The 23,934-nt window shown below is 66.4% G+C and carries 20 protein-coding genes; 9 read left to right on the forward strand and 11 right to left on the reverse strand.

What is annotated here, in order from left to right:
- Positions 1–6: 6 nt before the first annotated feature.
- The 3 genes from FHW64_RS21365 to FHW64_RS21375 all read left to right on the forward strand — a co-directional run bounded on the left by FHW64_RS21365 (position 7) and on the right by FHW64_RS21375 (position 2,557).
- Positions 7–1,518 carry a tripartite tricarboxylate transporter permease gene (locus FHW64_RS21365; protein ID WP_184529923.1) on the forward strand — a complete coding sequence of 504 codons (1,512 nt, stop codon included), beginning with the start codon at positions 7–9 and terminating at the stop codon, positions 1,516–1,518.
- A 204-nt stretch (positions 1,519–1,722) separates the two neighbouring features.
- Positions 1,723–2,064: a hypothetical protein gene (locus FHW64_RS21370; protein ID WP_184529925.1), complete on the forward strand. Its 342-nt coding sequence runs from the start codon at positions 1,723–1,725 to the stop codon at positions 2,062–2,064.
- Positions 2,065–2,212: 148 nt separating this feature from the next.
- A complete protein-coding gene (locus tag FHW64_RS21375) occupies positions 2,213–2,557 on the forward strand; it encodes a DUF4148 domain-containing protein (RefSeq protein ID WP_184529927.1) in 345 nt (114 codons plus the stop codon).
- A gap of 77 nt (positions 2,558–2,634) precedes the next feature.
- Here the strand turns inward: FHW64_RS21375 and FHW64_RS21380 are convergent, their stop codons facing one another.
- Entirely contained in the window at positions 2,635–5,940 is a 3,306-nt protein-coding gene (locus FHW64_RS21380; RefSeq protein ID WP_184529929.1) for an autotransporter outer membrane beta-barrel domain-containing protein, read from the reverse strand.
- Positions 5,941–6,081: 141 nt separating this feature from the next.
- On the opposite strand from FHW64_RS21380, the gene FHW64_RS21385 reads away from it, so the two are divergent.
- The gene (locus FHW64_RS21385; protein WP_184529931.1) at positions 6,082–7,509 is read left to right on the forward strand and encodes an NAD(P)/FAD-dependent oxidoreductase; all 1,428 of its coding nucleotides are present in this window, start codon (positions 6,082–6,084) and stop codon (positions 7,507–7,509) included.
- Here FHW64_RS21385 and FHW64_RS21390 read toward each other — a convergent pair.
- Genes FHW64_RS21390 through FHW64_RS21400 form a run of 3 tightly spaced genes read right to left on the reverse strand, consistent with a single transcriptional unit; the run spans position 7,506 to position 11,481 of the window.
- Complete coding sequence (locus FHW64_RS21390) at positions 7,506–8,633, reverse strand: adenylate/guanylate cyclase domain-containing response regulator (RefSeq protein ID WP_184529933.1); 1,128 nt, start codon at positions 8,631–8,633, stop codon at positions 7,506–7,508. The genes FHW64_RS21385 and FHW64_RS21390 overlap by 4 nt on opposite strands.
- The gene (locus FHW64_RS21395) at positions 8,630–9,007 is read right to left on the reverse strand and encodes a response regulator (protein ID WP_184529935.1); all 378 of its coding nucleotides are present in this window, start codon (positions 9,005–9,007) and stop codon (positions 8,630–8,632) included. Before FHW64_RS21395 ends, FHW64_RS21390 begins: the two co-directional genes overlap by 4 nt.
- Positions 9,004–11,481 (reverse strand): ATP-binding protein, encoded by a 2,478-nt coding sequence (locus FHW64_RS21400; protein WP_184529937.1) that lies wholly within the window; start codon positions 11,479–11,481, stop codon positions 9,004–9,006. The genes FHW64_RS21395 and FHW64_RS21400 overlap by 4 nt, the downstream gene beginning before the upstream one ends.
- Positions 11,482–11,665: 184 nt before the next feature.
- Here FHW64_RS21400 and FHW64_RS21405 point away from each other — a divergent pair, with 184 nt between their 5' ends.
- The 3 genes from FHW64_RS21405 (at position 11,666) to FHW64_RS21415 (ending at position 14,250) form a co-directional block, all read left to right on the forward strand.
- Complete coding sequence (locus FHW64_RS21405; RefSeq protein WP_184529939.1) at positions 11,666–12,652, forward strand: ABC transporter substrate-binding protein; 987 nt, start codon at positions 11,666–11,668, stop codon at positions 12,650–12,652.
- A gap of 27 nt (positions 12,653–12,679) precedes the next feature.
- The gene (locus FHW64_RS21410; RefSeq protein WP_184529942.1) at positions 12,680–13,708 is read left to right on the forward strand and encodes an RNA methyltransferase; all 1,029 of its coding nucleotides are present in this window, start codon (positions 12,680–12,682) and stop codon (positions 13,706–13,708) included.
- A 95-nt stretch (positions 13,709–13,803) separates the two neighbouring features.
- Positions 13,804–14,250 carry a universal stress protein gene (locus tag FHW64_RS21415; protein WP_184530460.1) on the forward strand — a complete coding sequence of 149 codons (447 nt, stop codon included), beginning with the start codon at positions 13,804–13,806 and terminating at the stop codon, positions 14,248–14,250.
- A 14-nt stretch (positions 14,251–14,264) separates the two neighbouring features.
- On the opposite strand, the gene FHW64_RS21420 is transcribed toward FHW64_RS21415, so the two are convergent.
- Together FHW64_RS21420 and FHW64_RS21425 are read right to left on the reverse strand one after the other, a co-directional pair.
- Positions 14,265–15,848, reverse strand: a complete 1,584-nt coding sequence (locus FHW64_RS21420; protein WP_184529944.1) for a phospholipase D family protein — start codon at positions 15,846–15,848, stop codon at positions 14,265–14,267.
- Positions 15,849–15,855: 7 nt separating this feature from the next.
- On the reverse strand, positions 15,856–16,281 hold the full coding sequence (locus FHW64_RS21425; protein WP_184529946.1) for a PaaI family thioesterase: 426 nt from the start codon (positions 16,279–16,281) through the stop codon (positions 15,856–15,858).
- A 140-nt stretch (positions 16,282–16,421) separates the two neighbouring features.
- On the opposite strand from FHW64_RS21425, the gene FHW64_RS21430 reads away from it, so the two are divergent.
- The gene (locus FHW64_RS21430; protein ID WP_184529948.1) at positions 16,422–17,390 is read left to right on the forward strand and encodes an AraC family transcriptional regulator; all 969 of its coding nucleotides are present in this window, start codon (positions 16,422–16,424) and stop codon (positions 17,388–17,390) included.
- A gap of 74 nt (positions 17,391–17,464) precedes the next feature.
- Positions 17,465–17,986 (forward strand): cyclophilin-like fold protein, encoded by a 522-nt coding sequence (locus FHW64_RS21435; protein WP_184529950.1) that lies wholly within the window; start codon positions 17,465–17,467, stop codon positions 17,984–17,986.
- Here FHW64_RS21435 and FHW64_RS21440 read toward each other — a convergent pair.
- The 5 genes from FHW64_RS21440 to FHW64_RS21460 form a co-directional block, all read right to left on the reverse strand.
- Complete coding sequence (locus FHW64_RS21440; protein ID WP_184529952.1) at positions 17,892–19,064, reverse strand: ABC transporter substrate-binding protein; 1,173 nt, start codon at positions 19,062–19,064, stop codon at positions 17,892–17,894. The genes FHW64_RS21435 and FHW64_RS21440 overlap by 95 nt on opposite strands.
- Positions 19,065–19,098: 34 nt before the next feature.
- Positions 19,099–20,976 (reverse strand): long-chain fatty acid--CoA ligase, encoded by a 1,878-nt coding sequence (locus tag FHW64_RS21445; RefSeq protein ID WP_184529954.1) that lies wholly within the window; start codon positions 20,974–20,976, stop codon positions 19,099–19,101.
- Between the two features lie 3 nt (positions 20,977–20,979).
- Entirely contained in the window at positions 20,980–21,753 is a 774-nt protein-coding gene (locus FHW64_RS21450) for an ABC transporter ATP-binding protein (RefSeq protein ID WP_184529956.1), read from the reverse strand.
- Between the two features lie 283 nt (positions 21,754–22,036).
- A complete protein-coding gene (locus tag FHW64_RS21455) occupies positions 22,037–22,852 on the reverse strand; it encodes an ABC transporter ATP-binding protein (protein ID WP_184529958.1) in 816 nt (271 codons plus the stop codon).
- Positions 22,849–23,925, reverse strand: a complete 1,077-nt coding sequence (locus tag FHW64_RS21460) for a branched-chain amino acid ABC transporter permease (RefSeq protein WP_184529960.1) — start codon at positions 23,923–23,925, stop codon at positions 22,849–22,851. Before FHW64_RS21460 ends, FHW64_RS21455 begins: the two co-directional genes overlap by 4 nt.
- Positions 23,926–23,934: the final 9 nt, after the last annotated feature.

Genomic DNA, 23,934 nt, shown 5'->3' on the forward strand with positions numbered 1-23,934 from the left:
GCTGCCATGGAACTCGTCCAGAACCTCGCGACCGGCTTCGGTGTCGCGTTCACGCTGACCAATCTCCTCTACTGCCTGATCGGCTGCATCCTCGGCACGCTGATCGGCGTGCTGCCGGGCATCGGCCCGGTCGCGACCATCGCGATGCTGCTGCCGGCCACCTATGCGCTGCCGCCTGTGTCGGCGCTGATCATGCTGGCCGGCATCTACTACGGCGCGCAGTACGGCGGCTCCACCACCGCGATCCTGGTCAACCTGCCGGGCGAATCGTCCTCGGTGGTGACCTGCATCGACGGCTACCAGATGGCACGTCAGGGCCGTGCGGGTCCGGCGCTGGCAGCGGCCGGTCTCGGCTCGTTCTTCGCGGGCTGCGTCGGCACGCTGATCCTGGCCGCGTTCGCGCCGCCACTGACCGAGCTGGCCTTCAAGTTCGGCCCGGCAGAGTACTTCTCGCTGATGGTGCTGGGCCTGATCGGCGCCGTGGTGCTGGCTTCGGGCTCGCTGCTCAAGGCGGTGGCGATGATCGTGCTGGGCCTGCTGCTCGGCATCGTCGGCACCGACGTGAATTCGGGCGTCGCACGCTTCAGCTTCGATGTGCCGGAACTCACCGACGGCATCGGCTTCGTGGTGATCGCCATGGGCGTCTTCGGCTACGGCGAAATCATCGGCAACCTCTCGCAGCCGGACGAGGAGCGCGAGGTGTTCACCTCCGAGGTGAAGGGCCTGTGGCCGACCAAGGAAGACTTCAAGAACATGGCGCCCGCCGTGCTGCGCGGCACCACGCTCGGCTCGGCGCTCGGCATCCTGCCGGGCGGCGGCGCGCTGCTGGCTTCGTTCGCCGCCTATGCGCTCGAAAAGAAGATCCGCATGCGCCCCGGCGAGATCGCCTTCGGCAAGGGCAACATCCGCGGCGTCGCATCGCCCGAGTCGGCCAACAACGCCGGCGCGCAGACGTCGTTCATCCCGCTGCTGACGCTGGGCATTCCGCCGAACGCCGTGATGGCGCTGATGGTGGGTGCGATGACCATCCACAACATCCAGCCGGGCCCGCAGGTGATGAGCAGCAACCCCGAACTCTTCTGGGGCCTGATCGCCTCGATGTGGATCGGCAACGCCATGCTCGTGATCCTGAACCTGCCGCTGATCGGCATGTGGATCAAGCTGCTGACAGTGCCCTACAAGTTCCTGTTCCCGGCCATCGTGCTGTTCTGCGCGATCGGGGTGTACTCGACCAACAACAACACCTTCGACATCTGGATGGTCGCGGCCTTCGGCTTCATCGGCTATCTGTTCATCAAGCTCCGCGCCGAGCCCGCACCGCTGCTGCTGGGCTTCATCCTCGGGCCGATGATGGAAGAGAACCTGCGCCGTGCGCTGCTGTTGTCGCGCGGGAGCTGGGCCGTCTTCGTCACGCGGCCGCTGTCGGCGGGGCTGCTTCTGGCAGCGTGTCTGCTGCTGGGGATCGTGCTGCTGCCTGCGGTCAAGTCGAAGCGCGAAGAAGCCTTCGTCGAGGACTGACGCAAAGAACAAAAACGGATCTGCGTATGCGGATCCGTTCGTTCGGCAGACGGGAGCCCCCGCCCACAATCGGGCTTCGCCTTCGAGGGCGAGTGTCTCCTGGTCGCTGATGGCGACGCAGTTTCAACGGGTCCTTCGGGACCCGTTTTTTTTCTTGCGGGCTCTAAACTGCGCAACCGATGTGACTCTCGTTGGAGGCTGCGCATGAAACGCTGGTTGATTCAAGGCGCCGTGATCTGCGCCCTCTCGCTGTCGGTGTCGGGTTGCTATTACCCGCCGGTCGCGTATCCCGCGTCGACCCCTGCAAGCTTCGACCGCTCGTTCAGCGCGGCTTCGAACGCCATGCGCGAACAGGGCCTCACGATCCGCTCCGAAGACCGCGCCAACGGCACCATCGTCGGCACCCAAGGCAATGGGACCGTCACGGCCAGCGTGCGCCAGCAGGCCGACGGGAGCGTGCGTGTGCAGTTCGACGCCAACGGGCCGCGCGATCCCAACCTGATCGACCGCGTCTCGCGCAGCTACGACCGGTACATGGGCCGATAGGGATCCCGAAACCGTCGACGGACGCGCTTGTTTCGAGAACGCGAACAATCCGTTCGCGGGTTTACCCTTAGTCGCAGGGGTGAAGGCCACGAGAATTCGCGGCAGGCGCGCACGCGCCAACCGATAAACCTCAACCCTCACCTCGATCATGAAGAAGAACCTCCTCGCCATCGCAGCCCTCGGCCTGATCGCCGCAGCCGCCCAAGCCGAAACCTACGACGGCGTGAACCAGTTCGTTTCCACCAAGAGCGCCGACGCTGCTCGCGCCGAAGCCGTTGCAACGGCAAGCGCACCCGACCAGAACGTGGTGCCCGGTTCGCGCGGCGCGCTCCCCTTCAAGTCGGTCGCCGACAGCGCGAAGGTGCGTGCGGAAGCCGTCTCCACCGCCTACGCTTCGGACACGAACGTGGTGCCCGGCTCGCGCGTGAACAGCAAGGTGATCTCCACCTTCAAGAACCCGGGCCTGAACAACGCCGCCGTCGCCGCCAAGTAATCGGCCGCAAGCGAGCAACAAAAAAGCCGGATGGGCCATGTGCCCATCCGGCTTTTTCTTTGGCGTCGGGCCGGCGCCTACCAGTTGACGCGCAACCCGACCGAGCCCTGCACGCCGCTCTTGAGTCGCTGATCGCCGCCGGAATCGAAGAGCTGGCCCACTTCGCCGTACACGCTGGTCGACGCGTTGAGTTGCAGCGTCGCGCCCACCGCCACCTCGGTGGTCGTGTAGCCAGTGCGCGAGCTGATGTCGGTGGATGCGGCTGGGCCGATGAAGCGCGCCACGTCGGTGCCGCTGCCGGCGTGATAGACGTTGAAGCGCGCATACGGCTGGAGCATGCCCGCGCCGGTTGCGATCTCGCCCTTGACGCGCACACCGGCGCGCAACAGCCAGCCGTTCTCGCTGTCGTTCTGAACCAAAGCACCGGAGATGAGGGTGTCGTCCAGGCTCAATTGCCTGTGAGCGACCTGCAACTGCGGCTCGATGGTCCACCCCGGCGCTAGTGCGAAGGCCTGCCCCACTTCGAGCGAGGCGAGGAAGCCGCTGCCCTTGCCGTCCACCGGAAGGGCCGACACCGGATTGACCGTGTAGCGATGGCGCGAGCCCTGCAGCACCGCATCGGCGTAGAAGCCGCCTTCCGTCATGTACGTGCCATAGACGCCGAGGTATTGGCTGCGCAGGTCGTTGTAGCCCACGGACAGATTGCTGATGCCGCGAGCGAAACCGTTCACGTCGACATTGCCGTCGAGCTGGCCGGCGTAGACGCCCGCGCGCCAGCGGCCGTCGGCCCAGAGGTCGGTGCCGGCCTGGAAGCCGTTGAGCCGACCTTCGCTCGATGGATTCACGGTGCCGTCCTGCCGGATATCCATGTCGGTGCTGACGACGCGACCCCACGCACGGCGCTGGCCCGCAGCCGGCGGCGTCGCACCGCCGGCGACCACGTCGGTGTCGCCGATGCGCTGGTGCATGTTGCCGAGCATCGCGGTGTCGGCCTGGCGAAGCTGCGCCGGCAGAGCGGCGAAGAGCGGCACTTCGGCGCGGTACATGGGAACCACGACCGCTGCCGCTGCCGGCGTCGGTGCAGACGCCGCCTGTGCGGTCGTTGTCGTGGGCGATGTCGATGTCTGCGGGGTGGTGGGCGCCACAACCGTGATCGTGTTGCTCAGATAGGCCGCGGTGCCGGTCGTGTCCAGCCGGTACTGGTAGGCGCCCGCGGCCACGGGCGCGGCAAGCGCGAACGCGCCGGCCTGGATGCTGCCGCCGTTTTCGGTGCTGATGATCTCGATGCCGTTGCCCGTCGTCTGCGCGCCCAGGCCGCCCAGGTTGGTCACGAGCACGCCCGTCGCGCCGCTGGCGATGGCGGTCGCGCCGCGCAGCACCAGCCGGTCGGTGGCGCTTCCGTCGGTGCCGAGCGCCGTGCCCACGCGCAAGGTGCCGCCGTTGCCGACCCACGGACCGGTGACGGTCAAGGTGGTGCCCGGCGTCGCGCCGACCAGCGACACCGTGCCCGCGTTGGTGACGGACTGCACCGTCTGGCTGAAGCCCGCCAGGTCCAGCGTCGCACCCGCCGCGACGGTGTATGCCGATGCCGAGCTGAAGGTGTTGGCCGCGCCAGCGCGCAGCGTGCCCGCTGCCACGTCCGTCGCGCCGGTGTAGTTGTTGGCGCCGGTGAGCGTCAGCGCGCCCGTGCCTTGCTTGGTGAGGAAGCCGGCGCCCGTGATCGCGCCGGCCACCGTGGCGTTGAACGCGCCGGTGTCGATCACGGGATCGTTCGTGCCCGTGAGGCGCACTGCGTTGCTGATCGTGAGGCCGTCCGCCGCGAAGCCGAGCGTGGTGCCGTCGTCCATCGCCAGCTCGCCCGTGCCGAGCGCGGTGTTGCTGCCGACGTTCAGGCGCCCCTGCTTGAGCGCGGTGCCGCCGGTGTAGGTGTTGTTGCCGCTGAGCGTGAGCGCGCCGGTGCCGGTCTTGGTCAGCTCTGCACCGCCCGAGATCACGCCGGACCAGCCCATGTCGTTGCCGTTGGTGTCCACCGTCGCGGCGCCGTTCATGATGAGCGCGTTGGATGGGTTCTGGCCGGCTGCGCCCGCGCGGATGGTCGCGGTCGCGGCGCTGTCGATGACGACTGCGCCGGTCAGCGAGCCGCCGCTGAGCGTGAGCGAATTGGTGCCGCCGGTGAACTGCACGGCCGCAGCGCGGGTCGTGCCATCGCCGCCCAAGCCGCCCGAGATGGTTCCGCTGTTGGTGATGTCGAGACTGGCGCCAAGGATGCCGACGCCGCCAGCGCCGTTTGCACCGCTGGGGCCGCCATTGCTGTTCACGCCGCCGACGCCGCCGTTGCCGCCCGTGATGGAGCCTGCGTTGGTGATCGAGGCGCCCGCGCCTTGCGACCACAGGCCGATACCGCCGTCACCGCCACCGCCCGGCGCGCCGGTGCCCCCGCCTCCGCCGCCTCCCACGCCGCCCGCGCCCCCGGCGCCACCCAGGATGGCGCCACCGGCGTTGTTGCTCAAGGTCCCGCGATTGCCGGAGAAGACCACACCGAACCCACCTTCACCGCCGCCGCCGCCCGTCGCGTTGTAGTACGCAGCGGTCTCGGAGCCACCAGCACCACCGGCGCCGCCGATGATCGAGCCGGTATTGGTGAAAGGAGCCGTGGCGCCGCCGATGCTGATGAACAATCCACCGCCGCCACTGCCGCCGCCGCCGGCCTGCGAGTGGGCATCCCCGCCCTTGCCGCCCGCGCCGCCGAGGATCGACCCGCCGAGTGACCACGCGTACAAGGGAGAAGCGAGCGTGACGCCATAGCCACCGGCACCCCCTCCGCCCGCGGCCCAGTCGCCATCGCCGCCGTTGCCACCGCTACCACCCGCGAAGACCCCATAGGCGCCACCAAGGTTGCTCGGAAACTGATCGCCCACAACGCCTGCACCACCTCCACCACCATAGCCATTGGCCACGAACCGGCTCTCCCCATCCGCACCGCTTTGGCCGGCGTATGCACCGGCAGCGCCGCCCACCCCGGCGGTCCCGCCGTACACGCCACCGCTGTTCGCGCTGGTGCCTGCGGTCGAAGTCGATTCGTTCGCCGAGCCCCCCGTGCCGCCGTAGGCCCCCACGCCGGAGTCGTTCAGGGCACCCGCGCCGCCCTGCCCGTTGCTTCCCCCGCTTCCCGCGTAGTAATGGAGGTTGCCTTGTGCACCGGCCGACACGCCTCCCGCGCCGCCCGCAGCCAGCGCAGGACCGGCCCACAGTCCGACGACAACGGCGGCTGCGGCACAGACGCTGCCCACGCTGGCTGTGCGCGCGTGCCCACGCGCGTTTTCAGGGGCGGCAACCCAAGTGGAAAGAGCCGGATTCCAGAGCGTGCGAAAGGTCTTGTTCATGGCGGGAAGTGAAGCAATTCGTTCTAAAACGGTAGCAAATGTAATTCATTTGTATCAACTGATGCCGTGAGTTTGTTCACGCTCGAGTCGGATGCGGTGCTGCCCATACTCCCTGCTCCCCTTGCTCGACAGGAGCGCGGCATGGCAGCAATCGAGACCGACTACCTCGTGATCGGCACCGGCGGCAGCGCGATGGCGTTCGTCGACACGCTGCTCACCGAGGACCCGGAAGCGCGGATCGTGATGGTCGACCGCCACCACCGTCCCGGCGGCCAGTGGAACGACGCCTATTCCTTCGTGCGCCTGCATCAGCCCGCCGCCTGGTACGGCGTCGCGTCGTACGAGTTGAGCGACTGGCACCGCGAGACCTCCGGCTTCAACACCGGGATGTGGAGCCTCGCGTCCGGCCCTGAAGTGCTCTCGCATTTCGAGCACGTGATGAAGCACCGCTTTCTTTCCAGCGGCCGCGTGCAGTGGCTTCCGAAGTGCGAATGGCTTGGCGCGGAAGACGGCGTGCATCGCGTCCGCTCCCTCATGGCCGGCGAGGCACGCACGGTGAAGGTTCGCCGCAAGCTGGTGAACGCGACGCACGCACGCATCGAAGTGCCCTCCACCCATCCGCCGAAGTACACGGTGGCGCCGGGCGTGACCTGCATTCCGCTCAACGGGCTGCCCGCAGTGACGCGCGCCTATGCGAACTACACCGTCGTCGGCGCGGGCAAGACCGGCATGGATGCCTGCATCTGGCTGGTGGAGAACGGCGTGCCGCACGAACGCATCCGCTGGGTGGTGCCGCGCGACCCGTGGATGATGGACCGCGCCAACCTGCAGCCCGGCCCCGACGGCTGGCGACGCAACTTCGCGTACTCGATGGCGCAGTTCGATGCGATGTGCGACGCCACGGATCTGGCGGACCTGTTCCACCGGCTCGAGGAAAGCGGTGCTCTGATGCGCATCGACCCCGAGGTGAAGCCCTCCACCTACCGATGCGCCGTGGTCTCGCGCGGCGAACTCGCACAACTTCGGCGGATCGGCGAGGCGGGCGGCATCGTGCGGCTCGGCCGCGTGCGCAGCATCGAGCCTTCACGCATGGTGCTCGACCGCGGCGAGCGCGCGTCGGACCCCGACACGCTCTACATCGACTGCTCGGCGTCGGCCATCCAGCCGCTGCCGGACGTGCCGATCTTCGAGCCGGGCACGATCAATCTGCTGATGGTGCGCTTCTGCCAGCCCCTGATGAGCGCAAGCGTGATCGCGTGGGTCGAGGCGCACGTCACCGACACGGCCGAGCAGAGCACCCTTTGCAGGGCCGTACGAGGACCAGAGCGGCCTGCCGATTTCATCTACATGTGGGTCGAAACGCTCGCGAACGCCGCGCGGTGGCGGCAGAACCCGGAACTCATGGGCTGGCTGTCGAAGTGCCGCCTCAACGCGCAGGCCGTGATCCTGAGGGGCGTCGAGGTGACGCCCGAGGTGAAGGACAAGCTCGGGGCCATCGCAGCGCGGGCGGCGCAGGCCACGGCGCGCTCGCCCGAGCTCCTCGCGATGGCGGCGGCGTCCGCCAGCTAGGCAGCAGCCGCCGGCACGACCCGCCAGGCCGGCACCTTGCGCTGGAAGCCCTTGAGCTCCAGTTCGCCGGCTTCCCCGAAACGCCATTCGCCGTCGAACGCCGGGTCCTGCAACGCGCCGTGCACGCGCTGCGAGACTAGGATCTCGCCCCCCGCAGCCTCCCCACACAGCCGCGCCGCGAGGTTGGTGACGGTACCGATCGCGCCGTAGTCGATGCGCCCGTCGAAGCCGATGCCACCGAGCGTCGCGAACCCCTGCGCGATGCCGACGCCCATGTGCAGGTCGTAGCCGCGGCGGCTCCACTGGTTGCACAGTGCCACCATCTCGCGCTGCATCCGCACCGCCATGCGCAGGGCGCGCGCAGGCGCATCGGGCACGGGCTGCGGGTCGTTGAAGAAGATCATCATCCCGTCGCCGGAAAAGCGCTCCAGCGTGCCCTGGTGCTCGATCACGAGCCGGCCCATTGCCGCGTGGTACTGCGCGAGCACCGCCATCACTTCCTCGGGGTCCGCGGTCTCGGTGAAAGCGGTGAAGCCGCGCAGGTCGAGAAACACCACCGTGATCTCGCGCCGGTGGCTCTTGAGCGGATCGTCCGTGCCGCCCGCGAGGATCGCCTCCGCCAACTGCGGCGAGAAGAAGCGCTTGAGCTGGCCCACCCGTTCGAGCTGCTGCACGCTCTCGGCCACGCGCTGCTCCAGCGTGTTGTTCCACGCCTGCAGTTCGGTCCGCTGGCGTTGCACCTCGTCATAGAGCGTCTTCACGCGCAGCAGCGATCGCACCCGCGCCATCAGTTCCGCCTGGTGGATCGGCTTGCTCAGGAAATCGTCGGCGCCTGCATTCAGCCCGTTGACGCGTTCCCGCTCGGGGTCGAGCGCGGTGACCAGCACCACCGGCAGCACCGTGAAGTGCGGGTCGGCACGGATCGCGCGGCACACGTCGTAGCCGTTCATGCCCGGCATCATCACGTCGAGCAGCACGAGGTCCGGCGGATCGGCCGCGAGGCTCGCCATTGCCTGCTCGCCGGATGTCGCCGTGGTCGTCCGGTAGCCGCGCGCGGTGAGGATGTCGGTCAGCAACTTGACGTTGCTGGGCACGTCATCCACCACGAGGATGTGCGCATTCATGTCTGTCGCCCTTCGTTGAGCAGTCGCTCCACCACCGCCAGGAACGGCTTGAGCGAGATCGGCTTGGTGAGGTACGCATCGAAGCCCGAGCTGGCGATCACGCGCTGGTCGTCCGGCATCACCGATGCCGACACCGCGATGACGGGCACCGCATCGAGCGCGCGTTCCTCGCGCAGCCGCTGCAGCACCGCGATGCCATCCATGCCGGCGAGCTGGATGTCCATGAGGACGAGGTCGGGCGGGCTCTCGATGGCGAGGCGTGCGCCATCCACGCCATTGGTGGCCTCGCGCGTGGTGTAGCCGTAGTGCTGGAGGATGTCGCGCACCAGCTTCATGTTCTTCTCGTTGTCCTCGATGATCAGGATGGTGCTCATTCGACGGCCTCCGCATGCTTCAGGGGCAGCAGCAGCGTGAACGTCGCGCCCTCGCCCAGCCGGCTCGCGACCGTCAGCGTGCCGCCGTGAAGCTCCGCGAATCGCCGCGCGAGCGACAAGCCCAGCCCCGTGCCTTCGGCCTTGCGCAGATAGTCGCCGCCGACCTGCTTGAACTCGTCGAAGATCAGCGCGTGGTCTTTCGGTGCGATGCCCACGCCGGTGTCCGTCACGCAAACCTCGGCCGCCGGATGGCCGGCGGATTCGATCCGACGCGCAGTCACGCGTACCTGCCCGCCCGAATGCGTGAACTTCACCGCGTTGGAAAGCAGGTTCACCATGATCTGCTTGACCTTGCGTGCATCGGCGACCCACTCCTGGAGCCCTTCACCGACCTCCAGCGTGAGTCCGAGCCCGTTGCGCTGCGCGCGTTCGCGCACGAGTGTGAGTGCGTTTTCGAGCAGGAGGCCGAGGTCGAAGCTGCTGAGGTCGAGCTCCATTCGGCCGGCCTCGATCTTCGACAGGTCGAGCACGTCGTTGATGAGCGTCAGCAGGTGCTGGCCCGACGAGTGGATGTCGCGCAGGTATTCCATCTGCTTGTCGTTGACCTCGCCGAACATGCGCTCCACCAGCACTTCCGAGAAACCGATGATCGCGTTCAGCGGTGTGCGCAGTTCGTGCGACATGTTCGCAAGAAACTCCGACTTGTGCTGGTTGGCGATTTCGAGCTGGTGGCTCTTGTCCTCGATCTCCTGGAAAAGCCGCGCGTTCTGCAGCGCGATCACCGCCTGGTCCGCAAAGGTCTCGACCAGCCGGATCTCGACGCGCGAGAACGGCTGCACTTCCTTGCGGATGACCGCGATGACGCCGACCGATGCACCCTCGCGGATCATCGGCACGCCCAGCACGGTGCGGAAGCCGTGGCGCGATTGCGGCTCGCGCGAATCGGGGAATTCGGCGTCGAGCTCGCTCACCACGTCTTCGGCGTGCACCGTGCGGCGATCGACGAAGGCGCGGCCGACCACCGATCCGCGCGTCAGCGGCAGCACCTCGTCCCGGCCCGCGACCACATCGCCAGTCGCGCCGAGGTAGCCGGTCATCGATCGCAGGTGGTCGCCCTCGGGCAGCCAGATCCGGCATCCGTAGGCCTTGCAGAGCGTGGCCGAGCGCTCGGCCACTGCCGACAGCACCGGCCGCAGGTCGGTCGGCGAACGGCTGATGACGCGGAGGATCTCGGCCGTCGCGGTCTGGTGTTCGAGCGCCGCGCTCAGCTCAGCAGTGCGGCGCTCGACCTTGCGTTCGAGCCCGCCGTAGTACTCGCGCAGCTTGGCCGACATGCGATTGAACTGCTCGGCAAGCCCTTCGAGTTCGTCGCCGGTATTGACCACGATCTGCTGGTTGAGATCCCCCTGCCCGATGTGCCGCGCGCCACGCGCGAGCGTGCGGATCGGCCGCACCATGCTGCGCGCCAGCACCGAAGCCGCCACCGCCGAGATCAGCAGGCCCGCGAGCAGCAGCACCGCGGCACGCAGGAAGGAGGCGTTGAGCTTGGCGTAGACCTCACCGATCGGTTGCTCGACGAACACCTTCCAGCCCAGCGGCTTGATGGGCGCCATCGATGTCAGCACACGCGCGCCTTGCAGATCGCGCGAGACCATCGCATCGCCTTCCAGCGCGCTCGCGTCGGCGGTCGCGGCCTGCACATGCGGCAGCGCGGCGAAGCTGGTCTTGCGCAGCACGAGGCCGATGTCCGGGTCGGCGATGAGCAGCCCGTTGCTGTCGAGCACGTAGGCCTTGCCCTTCTCGCCGATCTGGATGCGCGAGACCACGTCCCAGATGAACTTGAGGTTGAGCTCCGCCACCGTGACCGGCCCTTTCTCGCCGCCGGCGCGCACCGCGACCGTCATGTAGGGCTCGGTGTCGCGGTTGAAGTACACCGGCCCGAACCATGCCGTGTCGGGCACCGCATTGCGGAAAGCCGCATCGCCCGAACGGTCCTTGCCGGAGCCCATGACGTCCATGCCGAGTCGCGACACCGCGATCTGCTCGCGCCCGTCGCGGCCGATCTGGGCGATGTCGGTCACCTCCGGCGCCTGGCGCAACAGCCGCCAGAACTCGGTCCGGCGCGATTCCACGTCCGAGGCGTCGAGTTGCGCGAGCGATGCGTAGGCGAGCTGCTGCGTCATGTGCTGCACGTACTGCTCGATGCGCGACGCGGCGCCGACCGCCTTCTCGTGCTGCAGGCTGGCGACCGCCGCCTTGTTCTCCTGGTAGGAGAAGTAGAGGCTGATCGCGCTCGACGCCAGCAGCACCATCGTGACCAGCGAGAGGATCAGCAGGAAGTACTTGCGAAACAGCCGCCCGCGATGCACCTCCCGCGTGGCCTGCGAGAAGACCGTGAAGCGACGGCCGTTGCCGTTGGCCGTCGGCGCAAGCTCGCCCGAAAGCGAGGAGGGAGACGAGTCCGGGGTCGTCATGGACCTGCAATTGGACATCGCCGCCCGCGCCGAGGGAAGTGCGCGCCGCTACACCTATTGGCCGAGGGACGGCCGAGGGACGGCTGAGGGATGGCCGATTCGCCAGCGCGGAAGTGACACAGGCAAAGCGACCGAAGCGGCGCAAAATCGGCTTCCGAGGCCCGCCGGCAACCAGGAGACGCCAATGCGCAGCAAGTCCCCGCGGTTTCTGTTCTGCACCGCGCTGCTGGCGGCCGCGTCCCTTGCCCCGGCGCAGCAGCCACCGAAGAAGGCGGTGCGCATCGGCTATCTGGCGGCCGTCTCCGCAACCGCCGATGCGCCGCGGCTGGAGGCCTTCCGGCAGGGCATGCGCGATCTCGGCTATGTCGAAGGACAGAACCTGCAAATCGACTATCGCCACGAAAGCGAGGATCTCGGACGACTCCCGAACCACGCCGCCGATCTGGTTGCGATGAAGATCGACGTGCTCGTGGCCGTGACGACCAACGCGGCGCAGGCGGCGAAGAAGTCCACCTCCACCGTGCCGATCGTGTTCATGGGCGTGACCGATCCCATCACCACCGGCCTGGCCGAAAGTCTCGCGCGGCCGGGCGGCAACGCGACCGGTGTCACCAACGTGGCGGCGATCCTCACCGGCAAGCGGCTGGAGATCCTGAAGGAGACGAATCCGAAGATGGTGCGCGTCGCCGTGCTGTGGGATCCGAAGGCGCCGGGCTCCATTCCCCAGTGGGAAGCCAGCCAGCAGCCGGCGCGGCAACTGGGGCTGGAGCTGTATTCGATGGAAGCGAGCAGCGCGGAGAGCTACGCGGCCGCGTTCAAGGAAGCCGTCAAGGCGCGCGCCCATGCGGTGTGGGTCACGCTGAACCCGGTCGCCAATTCCAACCAGAAGCTGATCGCGGAACTGGCGATCGAGAACAACCTGCCCTCGATCTGCGCACGCGGCGACTACGCCGAGAACGGCTGCCTGATGGCCTATGGCCCCGGCTACGGCAACGAGGGCAAGGACGGCGCGCGCTACGTGGTGCGCATCCTCAAGGGCGCAAAGCCGGCCGACCTGCCGATCGAGCAGCCGACGAAGTTCGAGCTGCTCATCAACCTGAAGACCGCCAACCGGCTTGGCTACGCGATTCCAAGGTCGGTGCTGAGCCGGGCGGACAAGGTGATCCAGTAACACTCGCTAGGCACAATATCGGCCCTCATGCGAATCAACGAACTCAAGCGCCGGCTCCACGAAGCCGGCGCGGGCCCACTCCACGAGCACCGGGTGCTGCGGCTGTGGTCCCATGCGCTGCCGCGCAACAGCGGCCGCCGGCTGCCCGAGAGCTTCTTTCCGTCGTCGCTGCTCGCGGCACTGCCCGGCATCGAGGCGGATCTGGCGGCGCTGGCGCGAATTCACTCGGTGCATCCGGGTGCGGACGGTTCGGAGCGCCTGCTCGTCGCGCTGGCGGACGGCCAGACGGTCGAAAGCGTGCTGTTGCCACGCGAGGGCCTCTGCGTGTCGTCGCAAGTCGGTTGCGCGGTCGGCTGCCAGTTCTGCATGACCGGGCAGAGCGGCCTTCTGCGACAGCTCGGCAGCGCCGAGATCGTGGCCCAGGTCGCACTCGCGCGCCAGCGCCGGCCGGTGCGCAAGGTCGTCTTCATGGGCATGGGCGAGCCGGCGCACAACCTCGACAACGTGATCGAGGCGATCGACCTCCTCGGCACCGCAGGCGACATCGGGCACAAGAACCTGGTGTTCTCCACGGTGGGCGACCCGCGCGCCTTCGAGCGGCTCCAGCAGGGCCGGGTGAAGCCGGCGCTCGCGCTGTCGCTGCACACGACCAAGGCCGATCTGCGCCGGAAGCTCCTGCCGCGCGCACCCAACCTGACGCCCGAGGAGCTGGCGGATGAATGCGAGCGCTACGCACGCGCCACCGGCTACCCCATCCAGTACCAGTGGACGCTGCTCGAAGGTATCAACGACGGCGATGACGAGATCGAAGGCATCGTGCGGCTGCTCTCCGGCAAGTACTGCGTGCTGAACATGATTCCCTTCAACACGGTCGATGGCACGGGCTTCAGCCGTCCGTCATTCGAGCGCTGCAAGCAGATCGCCCGCACGCTGCTCGATCGGCGCATCCTGACGAAGCTGCGCTACTCGGCAGGGCAGGACGTCGACGGCGGCTGCGGGCAGCTGCGGGCGCGCGTCACCGGAACGCGCGAAGTACGCATGCCGGTACGCCTCTGAGCCCGCTCTTCATGCGCCTTGCCCGCCGCCCGAGTGTGCGCTAGGCTGCCTCCGCGGCTGGCCTTTTCCAGCCTATGGAGCAGCACACCATGTCGATGTACAACCGCATCCTCGTTGCCACCGATGCCTCCGAGCTCTCGGACCTGGCGGTCAAAAGCGCGATCGATCTGGCCCTCTCGATGCAGGCGGAGCTGGTCGTCGTGAGAGTCGTGCGCCGCGACCCCAACAGCTACTTCGAAGGCTCGGTCGTCCTCCCGCAGGTGGATGTCGCCGGGCTGATCGAGCAGATCAACGCCGAGGCGCAGCGCACGGTCGATCAGGTCAAGGCCGCCGCCGATGCCAAGGGCGTGAAGAAGACGCTGGCCCTCGTCGTTCAATCCGAGACCGTCTCGGACGCCATCATCGAAACCGCGCGCGACCAGCAGTGCGACGTGATCGTCATGGCCTCGAACGGTCGCAAGGGCCTCAAGCGGATGCTGATGGGCAGCGAAACCCTGCAGGTGCTCACGCACTCGCACATACCGGTGCTGGTCCTGCGCTGATCGGGCGATCCGCCCTACAGCAACCAATCGATAGGCAGGGCGTCGAGCAGCCGCACGGCGGTGCGCTCCCACCATGTCGTTCCGGGCTCGACCGACAGCGTCTGGCTCGGCGTGGCCCCTGCGTCGAACCATTGCAGCGCGCCGTTGCGCGGATTCAGCTGCACCTCCCAGCTACTCAACGGCACGCGCTTCTCGAAGATCTCGGCCATGGCGACGGCCAACTGGGGGCTGTCGATGATGATCCCGAGCTCGGTATTCAGCCGTGCCGAGCGCGGATCGAAATTGAAGGAGCCGACGAAGATGCGCTCCTTGTCCACGCCGAAGGTCTTGGCGTGCAGGCTGGAGCCTGAGCTGCCACCGCTGCCCGAACCGCCCGGCATCCAGGAGCTCCCTTCTTCCTTTCGGACGCTCCTGGCGGTGGGCTGCGCGGGGTCGGGCTTCAGTTCGTACAGGACGACGCCTGCATCCAGCAGCCGCTGTCGATGGCGCGCGTAGCCCGAATGCACCGGCAGCACATCGGTGGCGGCCAGTGAGTTGGTGAGGATGCGCACGCGCACGCCATGGCGGGCCAGACCCACGAAATAGTCCGTGCCGGCGTCGGTCGGCACGAAGTACGGGGAGACGAGGTCCAACGCGCGCACCGGCATGCCGACGGCCTCGTTCATGTGATGCAGCAGCAGTTGCTCGGGCTCGGCCAGTGCGAGGCCCTTGGATGGGTCGTCCACCAGCAGATGCGCGGGCGCCCAGATCAGCAGCAGATCACCCCGGATCAGCGCGCCGTAGGAAGGCAGTTCGCGCACCGCCTTCTTGTAGATCGCTGCCTGTTCGGAGCGGTCGATCAGCGCTTCGCGCGCGGCGATCGCGGCCACGGTCTCCGCGGAGGGCGCCTTCACCATCGATGCGATCGGATACGAAGATGCGCTGGCCCAGTAGGCATCGAACGAGTTCGATATCTGGTCGACCACCGGCCCAGTCGCCAGCACGTCCAGATCGGCGAAGAGCACGCCGTCAGTGGCGCCGAAATATTCGTCGCCCACATTGCGCCCACCGAGGATCGTGATGGCGTTGTCCGCGGTGAAGCTCTTGTTGTGCATGCGCCGGTTGGCGCGGGAGAAATCGGTCACGAAGCCCAACGGTTTGAAGGGCCGGAGCACGAACGGGTTGAAGAGGCGCACCTCGATGTTGGGGTGGGCATCGAGCGCGGCCAGCTCTTCATCCAGGCCCGCGACACCGAGGTCGTCCAGCAGCAGACGCACTCGCACGCCACGATCGGCGGCGGCGCGCAGTGCCTCCAGCAGCAGATGGCCCGTCGTGTCGTTGCGCCATATGTAGTACTGCACGTCCAGCGTGCGCTCGGCATGCTGTGCCAGTTGTACGCGGGCGGCGAATGCTTCGTGCGCGTCCAGCAGCGTATGAATGCCAGTCAGGCCGGGATGCCGCTCCGCGGCCGTGTCGACCGCCTGCCCCAGTGTCGTGTGGCGCGCTTCTGCCGCCGGCAATGCACGCGACTCGCTGCGCCCTTCGAGCGGCGGCAGCGAGCAGCCGGTGATCAGGACCGCCAGCGCAAGAGCCGCCAGGAGACGGGCGAAGCGACGCATGGGGTCTCTAGTTGGGCTTCACGTTGGCGATGGTCGCCTGCATCAGCGCGACGACCTTGAACGCCTCGCCGGCATCGGCAAACGCCCTCACCTCGCCCGTACACACGGTGAGGAACTTGCCCGCATTGACCACACGCCCGATCGCCAGAAAGTGCTGACCCACCGCGGGCCGCATGAGGTTGAGCTTGAATTCCGCCGTCACGACGTCGAACCCCGGGGGTGCCTTGGTCAAGGCCGCGTAGCCGCAAGCGCTGTCGACGATGCTCGTGGTCGCGCCAGCATGCAGGAATCCGTTCTGTTGCGACAGGATGCTGGAGAACGGCAGCTCGATATGAACCTCCCCATCGCTGACCAGCGCGAGACGCGCACCGATCGTGGTCATCATCCCTTGCGCGGAAAAGCTGGCTGCAACGCGCTGCTGAAGGTCGCCCATGAAAATCCCGTGGAGTGAAAGCCGGCGCTCATCCTGCCACGGACGGGCGGCTTGCAGAATCGTTGAAGATCTTTGCACGATCGTCCGGTCATCGCGCGTAGCCGCAGACAAGTGGCGGCCAGATGCCTAAGCTTCCACCCATGCTCACTTCCACCCCCAACGTACTGCGCAGCGATCGCCCCTCCGGCCCCTTGCAGGCCACGGTGATGCGGGCCGAGCTCGCCGCGATGATCGACCGCAAGGCCCCGACCGACGGATCGCACGCGACGGCGATCCCGCGCCTCGCCCTGGCCCGCGCGACGCAGATGCAGAAGCCGGTGCGCGCCATGCACGAACCGGCCTTCTGCGTGCTGGCGCAAGGCAGCAAGCGGGTGCTGCTGGGCGACGAGGTCTATGTCTACGACAGCAGTCAGTACCTCGTCGTGTCGCAAAACCTGCCGGTGTCGGGCCAGGTGATCGACGCATCGCCCGAAGCGCCTTACCTCGGCCTGCGACTGAGCTTCGACCCGAAGGACATCGCGGCGCTCGGGCTGGAACTCAAGCTCGGCGAGCAGGTGCAGCGGCGCGCGTCGGAGCGCGGCATCTTCACCGGCGAGCTCTCGACGACCTTGCTCGATCCGCTGCTGCGGCTGGTCAAGCTGCTCGACACGCCCGAGGACGTATCGGCACTCGCACCGCTGATCACGCGCGAGATCCTCTATCGCCTGCTCAGGTCGCCCGACGGCTGGCGGCTGGCGCAGATGGCGCTGGTGGACAGCCACTCCCAGCGCATTGCGCAGGCGATCAGCCTGCTGTCGCAGCGCTACCAGGAGCCGCTGCGCGTCGAGGACATCGCCGATTCGGTGCACATGAGCGTGTCGTCGCTGCACCAGCATTTCAAGGCGGTGACCGCGATGAGCCCGCTGCAGTTCCAGAAGCAGCTCCGGCTGCAGGAGTCGCGGCGGATCATGATCAGCGAGCACGTCGATGCCGCGACCGCAGGGCATCGCGTGGGCTACGAGAGCCAGTCGCAGTTCAACCGCGAGTACAGCCGCTTCTTCGGGCTGCCGCCGGCGCGCGACGTGAAGCGCCTGCGCGAGCTTCAGCTCGGCGCCCGCCCCAACAACTGAAACATCCCGCAAGCCGGCCGTCGCCGCGCAGGCGACGGCCGGCTGCGCATTTCCGATTCCTGACGAGGTTCACCATGAAGGTTCATCTGGTATTGAATGGCAAGGTGATCGCGGCCACGCTGGCCGACAACGACACGGCGCGCGAATTCGTCGCGATGCTCCCGATGACGATCACGATGCACGACATGTTCCGGCGCGAGAAATTCGGCGCGCTGCCCAAGCCGATCTCGGGCAACGGAACGAGCACGCAGAACTATGAGGTCGGCGACATGATCTGCTGGTCGCCGGGGCCGGATCTCACCATCTTCCACGGCCACGACGGGCAGACGATCAGCGGCGCGATCCAGGTGCTCGGCCGGATCGATGCCGGCATCGAAGCCTTCCGGGAGCCCGGTCCGATCGAGGTGCGGATCGAAGTGGCCGAAGAGAAGCCCCGCGACGACCGCGGGCCACCGCGCGGGATTCAGGTGTGCGGCCGTGACAGCCGCACAGCGGGACGCATCACGGCGCCACGTAGTCCGACACCACCTTCCATTTGCCGTCCACGATCTGCGACAGGCGCGACTGGTCGTTGCCAAGGCGCTTGGTCGCACTGAAGGTCATCTTCGGGCTGCCGAACATGTCGGGCTCGAAGGTGCTGCTGTCCATGGCCTTGATGAAGCTGTCGGTGGTCAGGTTGGGGCCCGCCTTGTTCGCGGCCTGGATGAAGTCCTGGATGATCGAATAGCCGTACACCGAGAACACGGTCGGGTCTTCGTTGAACTTGGTCTTGTACTTGTTGGCCCAGAAGCGGATGTTCTGCGCCTGCTCGTCGGTGTAGGGGTTCTGCACGGTCATGGTGGCGTAGATGCCGTCCATGGGCTTGCCGCCGAGCTTGTGGATGAGATCGGTGTAGGCCGCGCTCGATCCGAGGAAGATCGGATTGAAGCCGGTCTTGCGCGCCTCGCCCACCGTGCCGATGGTCTCGCGGATGATCGTGCCGAGCACCACGAGATCGCAGCCGGCGGCCTTCATCTTGGCGACCTGCGAAGAGAAGTCGGTGGCGCCGCGCTTGTACGAAGTCTTCTCGGTGAGCTCCATGCCCGCCGCCTTGAGACCGGCTTCGGCACCGCGTTGCACTTCGAGCCCGAATTCGTCGTCCTGGTAGATCGTGCAGACCTTCTTCGCGCCCTTGTCCTTGATCATCTTGGGCAACGCCAGGCGGATCTGGTCGTAGTAGGTCGCCGCGAAGGAGTACTTCAGCTTGTGGAAGGGGTCGTACATCTCGCGCGCGGCGGTGATCGGGAAGAAGTTGATCACGTTCTTCTCGAACTGCACCGGCATGGCCGCCATGTTCTGCGCGGTGCCGATGTGGCCGGCCATGATGAAGATCTTGTCCTGGTTGACCAGCTTCTGCGCGGCGAGCACCGCCTTCTTGGGGTCGTAGCCGGAATCCTCGACGTAGAGCTTGAGCTTGCGGCCCTGCACGCTGCCCTGCTCGTTGAGCTCATCCACCGCGAGCTGCATGCCGTTGCGCGCCTGCTTTCCGAAGCCCGCGAGCGGGCCCGAGAGATCCTGGATCGTGCCGATCCGGATCTCGTCCTTGCTCACGCCCTGCTGCTGCGCGAAGGCTGCGCCGGAAACCATCGCAAGGCCGGTGGCCGCGGCAATGGGGATGAGGGTCTTGATCTTCATACCGCTGTCTCCTGAGTTGGCTAAAAAACAAGGGCTATGCGTACATCGCCTCGATGCGATCGGCGTACTTGGTCTGCACCAGCTTGCGCTTGAGCTTCATCGTGGGCGTGAGTTCTTCGTCCTCGGCGCTGAGCTGGGTTTCGAGCAGGAAGAACTTCTTGATCTGCTCCACTCGTGCGAACTTGGCATTGACGCGATCGATCTCGGACTGGATCAAGTCCTGAACTTCGCGCGAGCGCGTGAGGCTCTGGTAGTTGCTGAACGGCACGTCGTGGTCCTGCGCGAATTTCTCGACGTTCTCCTGGTCGATCATGACGATCACAGTGAGGTAGGGCTTGGCATCGCCGATGACGACCGCATCGGTGATGTAGGGGCTGAACTTGAGTTCGTTTTCCAGCTCGCTGGGTGTGATGTTCTTGCCGCCTGCCGTGATGATGATGTCCTTCATGCGGTCGGTAATGCGGAAATACCCGTCCTGATCGACGCTGCCGACATCGCCCGTGTGCAGCCAGCCGTGGGCATCGATGGTCTCGGCGGTCTTCTCGGGCAGGTTGAGGTAGCCCATGAAGACGTTCGGGCCGCGCACCAGGATTTCGCTGGTGGCAGGGTCGATGCGGACTTCGTTGTATTCGGCAGCCGGGCCGATCGCGCCAGGCTTGATGCGCGTCGCAGGTACTCCAGTCGCGGCGCCGCAGGATTCCGTCATGCCCCACACCTCCAGCATGGGCACGCCGAGCGCGAGATACCAACGCACGAGGTCAGGCGAGATCGGCGCAGCGCCGGTGACGAGGAAGCGCGAACGGTGGATGCCGATCATCTTGCGCACGTTGTCGAGCGCAAGCCAACGCGCGATGCGGAACTTGAACTTCAACATGCCGCCCACCGGCTGGCCTGCAAGTACACGATCGGCGATCGTGGTGCCGACCCCGATGCTCCAGCGATACGCCGCCTGCTGGAGCGCGCTGGCTTCCTTGAGCGCGATCATCACGCCGGAGTAGAACTTCTCCCACACGCGCGGCACCGCGGTGAAGACGGTCGGCGCGATCTCGCGCACGTTCTCGGGCACGGTCTCGGGGTTCTCGACGAAGTTGAGGATCGATCCCGCATACAGCGCGAAGTACTCCCCGCCCATGCGTTCGGCGATGTGGCACAGCGGCAGGAAGCACATGCGCTCGTCGCGCTCGTCCTGCGCGACGAGGGTGTTGTAGCCGCGCGCGGTGTACACAAGGCCACGGTGGCTGTGCATCGCGCCCTTGGGCTTGCCGGTGGTGCCGGAGGTGTAGACGAGGATCGCAAGATCGTCAGGCCGGCACGCGGCGACGCGCTGCTCCAGCGCGTCGGGGTGAGCCTTGTTGTATTCGCGGCCGAGCGCGCGGAGGTCGTCAAGACTCATCACTGCCGGGTCGTCGAGCTCGCGCAGGCCTTCCATGTCGAAGACGACGATCTTGCGCAGGCGCGGCAGCCCGGCGCGGACTTCGAGTGCCTTGTCGAGCTGTTCGTCGTCCTCGACGAAGAGCACCGTGGTGCGGGAGTCTTCGCAGAGGTAGTGCACCTGCGACGCGGCATCGGTCGGATAGATGCCGTTGGCGACCCCGCCGCAACTGAGCACCGCAAGATCGGCGAGGACCCATTCGATGACAGTGTTCGAGAGGATCGAAGCACACTCACCGGCCGCGAAGCCGATGGCCATGAGCCCGCCTGCCACTTCCGCGACGGCTTCGCCGGTCTGGCGCCAGGTCCAGCTTTTCCAGATACCGAGTTCTTTCTGGCGCATCCACACTTTGTCGGCGCGCATGCGGGCGGCATTCCAGAACATCGCAGGAATGGTTTCGCCCGGCACCACGATGTCCCGTCGCGGCTGGATGTGGCTCATGTCCCAGAGCCCGGGTGATGTGGCGGCCCGTGTGCTCATGCCTTATCTCCAGGTCTTCTTTTTCTTCCACCGGCGTTCACCGCGCACGCCGTCATCCTTGAGGCCGAGGTAGAACTCCTTGATGTCCTCTTTCTCGCGGAGCCGCTCACAGGTGTCTTCCATGACGATCCGACCGTTCTCGAGGACGTAGCCGTAGTCGGAGGCGTTGAGGGCCATGTTGGCGTTCTGTTCAACCAGCAGGATCGTGGTGCCGCGCTCGCGGTTGATGCGCACGACGATCTCGAAGATTTCCTTGGTGAGCTTGGGAGACAGCCCCAGGCTGGGCTCGTCGAGCAGGATGAGTTGCGGCGCAGCCATGATGGCGCGCGAGATGGCGAGCATCTGTTGCTGGCCGCCGGAGAGCAAACCGGCATCCTGCGTGGCGCGCTCCTGGAGGATGGGGAAGTAGCTGTAGACCGTCTCGATGTCGCGCGCGACGCCGTCCCTGTCCTTTCGGGTGTAGGCGCCCATCAGGAGGTTGTCGCGCACCGAGAGCAGCGGAAATACTTCCCGGCCTTCGGGAACATGGCTCAGGCCCTGCTGGACGATGAACGCCGGGTCTTTCGCAGTGATGTTCTGACCCCTGAATTCGATGCTTCCCTTTCTGGGATCGATGATTCCGGAGATGGTCTTGAGGATCGTCGTCTTGCCCGCGCCGTTGGAGCCCAGAACTGTGGCGATCTCTCCCTGGCGCACTTTCAGGCTGACGCCTCGGATGGCCTTGATGGGACCGTAGGCGCTCTCCACGTTGAGAAGTTGGAGGACTACGTCTGTCATTGCATCGTCCTCGTCGTTCGTTCGAGGCGGCATCGACAGGGCGTGCAAGGCCCCATCCTCATCCCTGAGCCCGGCATGCGGTGCCCGCCCGGCGACCCCTCTGTGCCGCTGAGGAGCGCAGCTTCAGGCGGAAAAAGGGCTGCGCATGTTTGAGCGAAGCGAGTTTGCGCGGCCCCCGCCTGAAGCGAGCACCGGAAGGGAGCCCGAAGGGCCGGCGCGGTGGGGTCGCCGGGCGGGCACCGCGTGCCGGGCGTGCCCCCATGGGAAACAAAGAAGCCCCCCATCAAGCCACCCTCCGCAAGTTGCTCACATCATCGACAGTCCCCAGATAGGCCTCGACAACCCGAGGATCCGACTGAACCTCACGAGGCGTTCCTGTAGACAGCGCCTCCCCCATATTCATTGCCAGCACCCGATCCGACACTTTGGACACGAGCGACATGTCGTGCTCCACCATCAGCACCGAGATACCGAGTTCATGCTGGATGTCCTGAATCCAGAACGCCATGTCCGCCGTCTCTTCGACGTTGAGCCCCGAAGACGGCTCATCGAGCAACAGCAGTTTCGGCTCGGTGCACAACGCGCGTGCGAGCTCGACCACCTTGCGGACGCCATAGGGCAACCCCGCCACCATCGAATCGCGATGGTGCTGCAGATCCAGAAGATCGATCACCCGCTCCGCCACCTCGCGCGCCTCGATCTCCGCACGCCGGGTGGCCTTCGTGAAGAACACCTCGCTCCAGAAGCCTGTCTTGCGATGCGTATGCCGACCGATCAGCAGGTTGTGCAACACCGTCGCATGCTCGAAGAGTTCGATGTTCTGAAACGTACGCGCAATCCCCAGCGCCGCGATCTCGTGCGGTGCCCGCTGCGTGAGCGGCAATGGTGAGCCCTCGCCATGCCACACGATCTCGCCGGTGGTCGGCGTGTAGATGCGGCTGATCAGGTTGAACACCGTCGTCTTGCCCGCGCCATTCGGCCCGATCAGCGTGAACACCTCGCCACGCCGCACGTCGAAGCTCACCTTGTTCACCGCGAGCACGCCGCCGAAGCGCACGCTCAGGTCCTTCGCCGAAAGAAGAATGTCCGCCTGGCTCATCTCAGGCGATCCGACTTGGTGAAGGACTTCTGCCGCTTGAACAAACCTCGGCGGTAGAACGGGAAGAGCTGCAGCCAGGTGCGAACCTTGAGCCACCGCCCGTAGAGCCCGAGCGGCTCGAACAGCACGAACGCAATCAGCACAAGGCCATACACCAGCCCCTGCAGCCCCGGCGCCTGCCCGATCACCGGCGGCAGCCAGTCCTTGCCCAGCGAAATCAACTGCGGCATCGCGATCAGGAAGATCGCGCCGAGGAACGCGCCGTGCACCGACCCGAGCCCGCCAATCACCACCAGCAGAAGCAGGTCGATCGATTGGAGGATGTTGAACTGATCCGGCGATATGAAGCTCAGCTTGTGCGCATACAGCGCACCACCCAGGCCCGCGAGCGCGGCCGAGATCGCAAACGACAGCGTCTTGTAGCGCGCCAGATGGATGCCCATGCTCTGCGCCGAAATCTCCGAATCGCGGATCGCGACGAAGGCACGGCCGGTCGGTGAACGCAGCAGGTTCAGGATCGCGAGCGTGCACAGCACCGCGACGATCAGGCACACGAGGTAGAAGTTTTCGCTCGAACCCAGTTCGATGCCCAGCAGACTGGGCGACTTCACATGCAGCCCCGAATTGCCGCCGGTGATTGACTCCCAACGCGCGAACACCTCTTCCACGATGAAGCCGAAGGCTAGCGTGGCAATGCCGAGGTAGATACCCTTCACGCGCAGCGCCGGCAAACCGACCACCACGCCGACTGCGGCCGACAGCGCCGCCGCCGCAACCAGTGCGAGCGGGAACGGCACGCCCATGTTCGTCAGCACCGCCTGCGTGTAAGCCCCCGTACCGAGGAAGGCCGCATGCCCGATCGAGAACTGCCCGGTGAACCCCGCGAGCAGCATCAGCCCCAACCCCACGATGCCGTAGATCAGCACGAACGTGAGCTGCGCAAGCCAGTATTCGGGCAACGTCCAAGGCGCAACGATCAGCGCCGCCCCGAGCAGGCTGTACCAGAACACATGCCCGCCGTGCTTGGCGAGGTTGATGTCCTGCGCGTAGCTGGTCTTGAAGATGAAGCGCATTCCGGTTCG

It is taken from the genome of Variovorax sp. Sphag1AA, from assembly GCF_014192575.1.
Lineage (GTDB): Bacteria > Pseudomonadota > Gammaproteobacteria > Burkholderiales > Burkholderiaceae_C > Variovorax.

What these genes read in the sequence shown, in the direction of transcription:
- FHW64_RS21365 (WP_184529923.1), top strand. Translation starts at nt 7, where the DNA reads ATGGAACTCGTCCAGAACCTCGCGACCGGCTTCGGTGTCGCGTTCACG.
- FHW64_RS21370 (WP_184529925.1), top strand. Translation starts at nt 1,723, where the DNA reads ATGAAACGCTGGTTGATTCAAGGCGCCGTGATCTGCGCCCTCTCGCTG.
- FHW64_RS21375 (WP_184529927.1), top strand. Translation starts at nt 2,213, where the DNA reads ATGAAGAAGAACCTCCTCGCCATCGCAGCCCTCGGCCTGATCGCCGCA.
- FHW64_RS21380 (WP_184529929.1), bottom strand. Translation starts at nt 5,940, where the DNA reads ATGAACAAGACCTTTCGCACGCTCTGGAATCCGGCTCTTTCCACTTGG.
- FHW64_RS21385 (WP_184529931.1), top strand. Translation starts at nt 6,082, where the DNA reads ATGGCAGCAATCGAGACCGACTACCTCGTGATCGGCACCGGCGGCAGC.
- FHW64_RS21390 (WP_184529933.1), bottom strand. Translation starts at nt 8,633, where the DNA reads ATGAATGCGCACATCCTCGTGGTGGATGACGTGCCCAGCAACGTCAAG.
- FHW64_RS21395 (WP_184529935.1), bottom strand. Translation starts at nt 9,007, where the DNA reads ATGAGCACCATCCTGATCATCGAGGACAACGAGAAGAACATGAAGCTG.
- FHW64_RS21400 (WP_184529937.1), bottom strand. Translation starts at nt 11,481, where the DNA reads ATGACGACCCCGGACTCGTCTCCCTCCTCGCTTTCGGGCGAGCTTGCG.
- FHW64_RS21405 (WP_184529939.1), top strand. Translation starts at nt 11,666, where the DNA reads ATGCGCAGCAAGTCCCCGCGGTTTCTGTTCTGCACCGCGCTGCTGGCG.
- FHW64_RS21410 (WP_184529942.1), top strand. Translation starts at nt 12,680, where the DNA reads ATGCGAATCAACGAACTCAAGCGCCGGCTCCACGAAGCCGGCGCGGGC.
- FHW64_RS21415 (WP_184530460.1), top strand. Translation starts at nt 13,804, where the DNA reads ATGTACAACCGCATCCTCGTTGCCACCGATGCCTCCGAGCTCTCGGAC.
- FHW64_RS21420 (WP_184529944.1), bottom strand. Translation starts at nt 15,848, where the DNA reads ATGCGTCGCTTCGCCCGTCTCCTGGCGGCTCTTGCGCTGGCGGTCCTG.
- FHW64_RS21425 (WP_184529946.1), bottom strand. Translation starts at nt 16,281, where the DNA reads ATGGGCGACCTTCAGCAGCGCGTTGCAGCCAGCTTTTCCGCGCAAGGG.
- FHW64_RS21430 (WP_184529948.1), top strand. Translation starts at nt 16,422, where the DNA reads ATGCTCACTTCCACCCCCAACGTACTGCGCAGCGATCGCCCCTCCGGC.
- FHW64_RS21435 (WP_184529950.1), top strand. Translation starts at nt 17,465, where the DNA reads ATGAAGGTTCATCTGGTATTGAATGGCAAGGTGATCGCGGCCACGCTG.
- FHW64_RS21440 (WP_184529952.1), bottom strand. Translation starts at nt 19,064, where the DNA reads ATGAAGATCAAGACCCTCATCCCCATTGCCGCGGCCACCGGCCTTGCG.
- FHW64_RS21445 (WP_184529954.1), bottom strand. Translation starts at nt 20,976, where the DNA reads ATGAGCACACGGGCCGCCACATCACCCGGGCTCTGGGACATGAGCCAC.
- FHW64_RS21450 (WP_184529956.1), bottom strand. Translation starts at nt 21,753, where the DNA reads ATGACAGACGTAGTCCTCCAACTTCTCAACGTGGAGAGCGCCTACGGT.
- FHW64_RS21455 (WP_184529958.1), bottom strand. Translation starts at nt 22,852, where the DNA reads ATGAGCCAGGCGGACATTCTTCTTTCGGCGAAGGACCTGAGCGTGCGC.
- FHW64_RS21460 (WP_184529960.1), bottom strand. Translation starts at nt 23,925, where the DNA reads ATGCGCTTCATCTTCAAGACCAGCTACGCGCAGGACATCAACCTCGCC.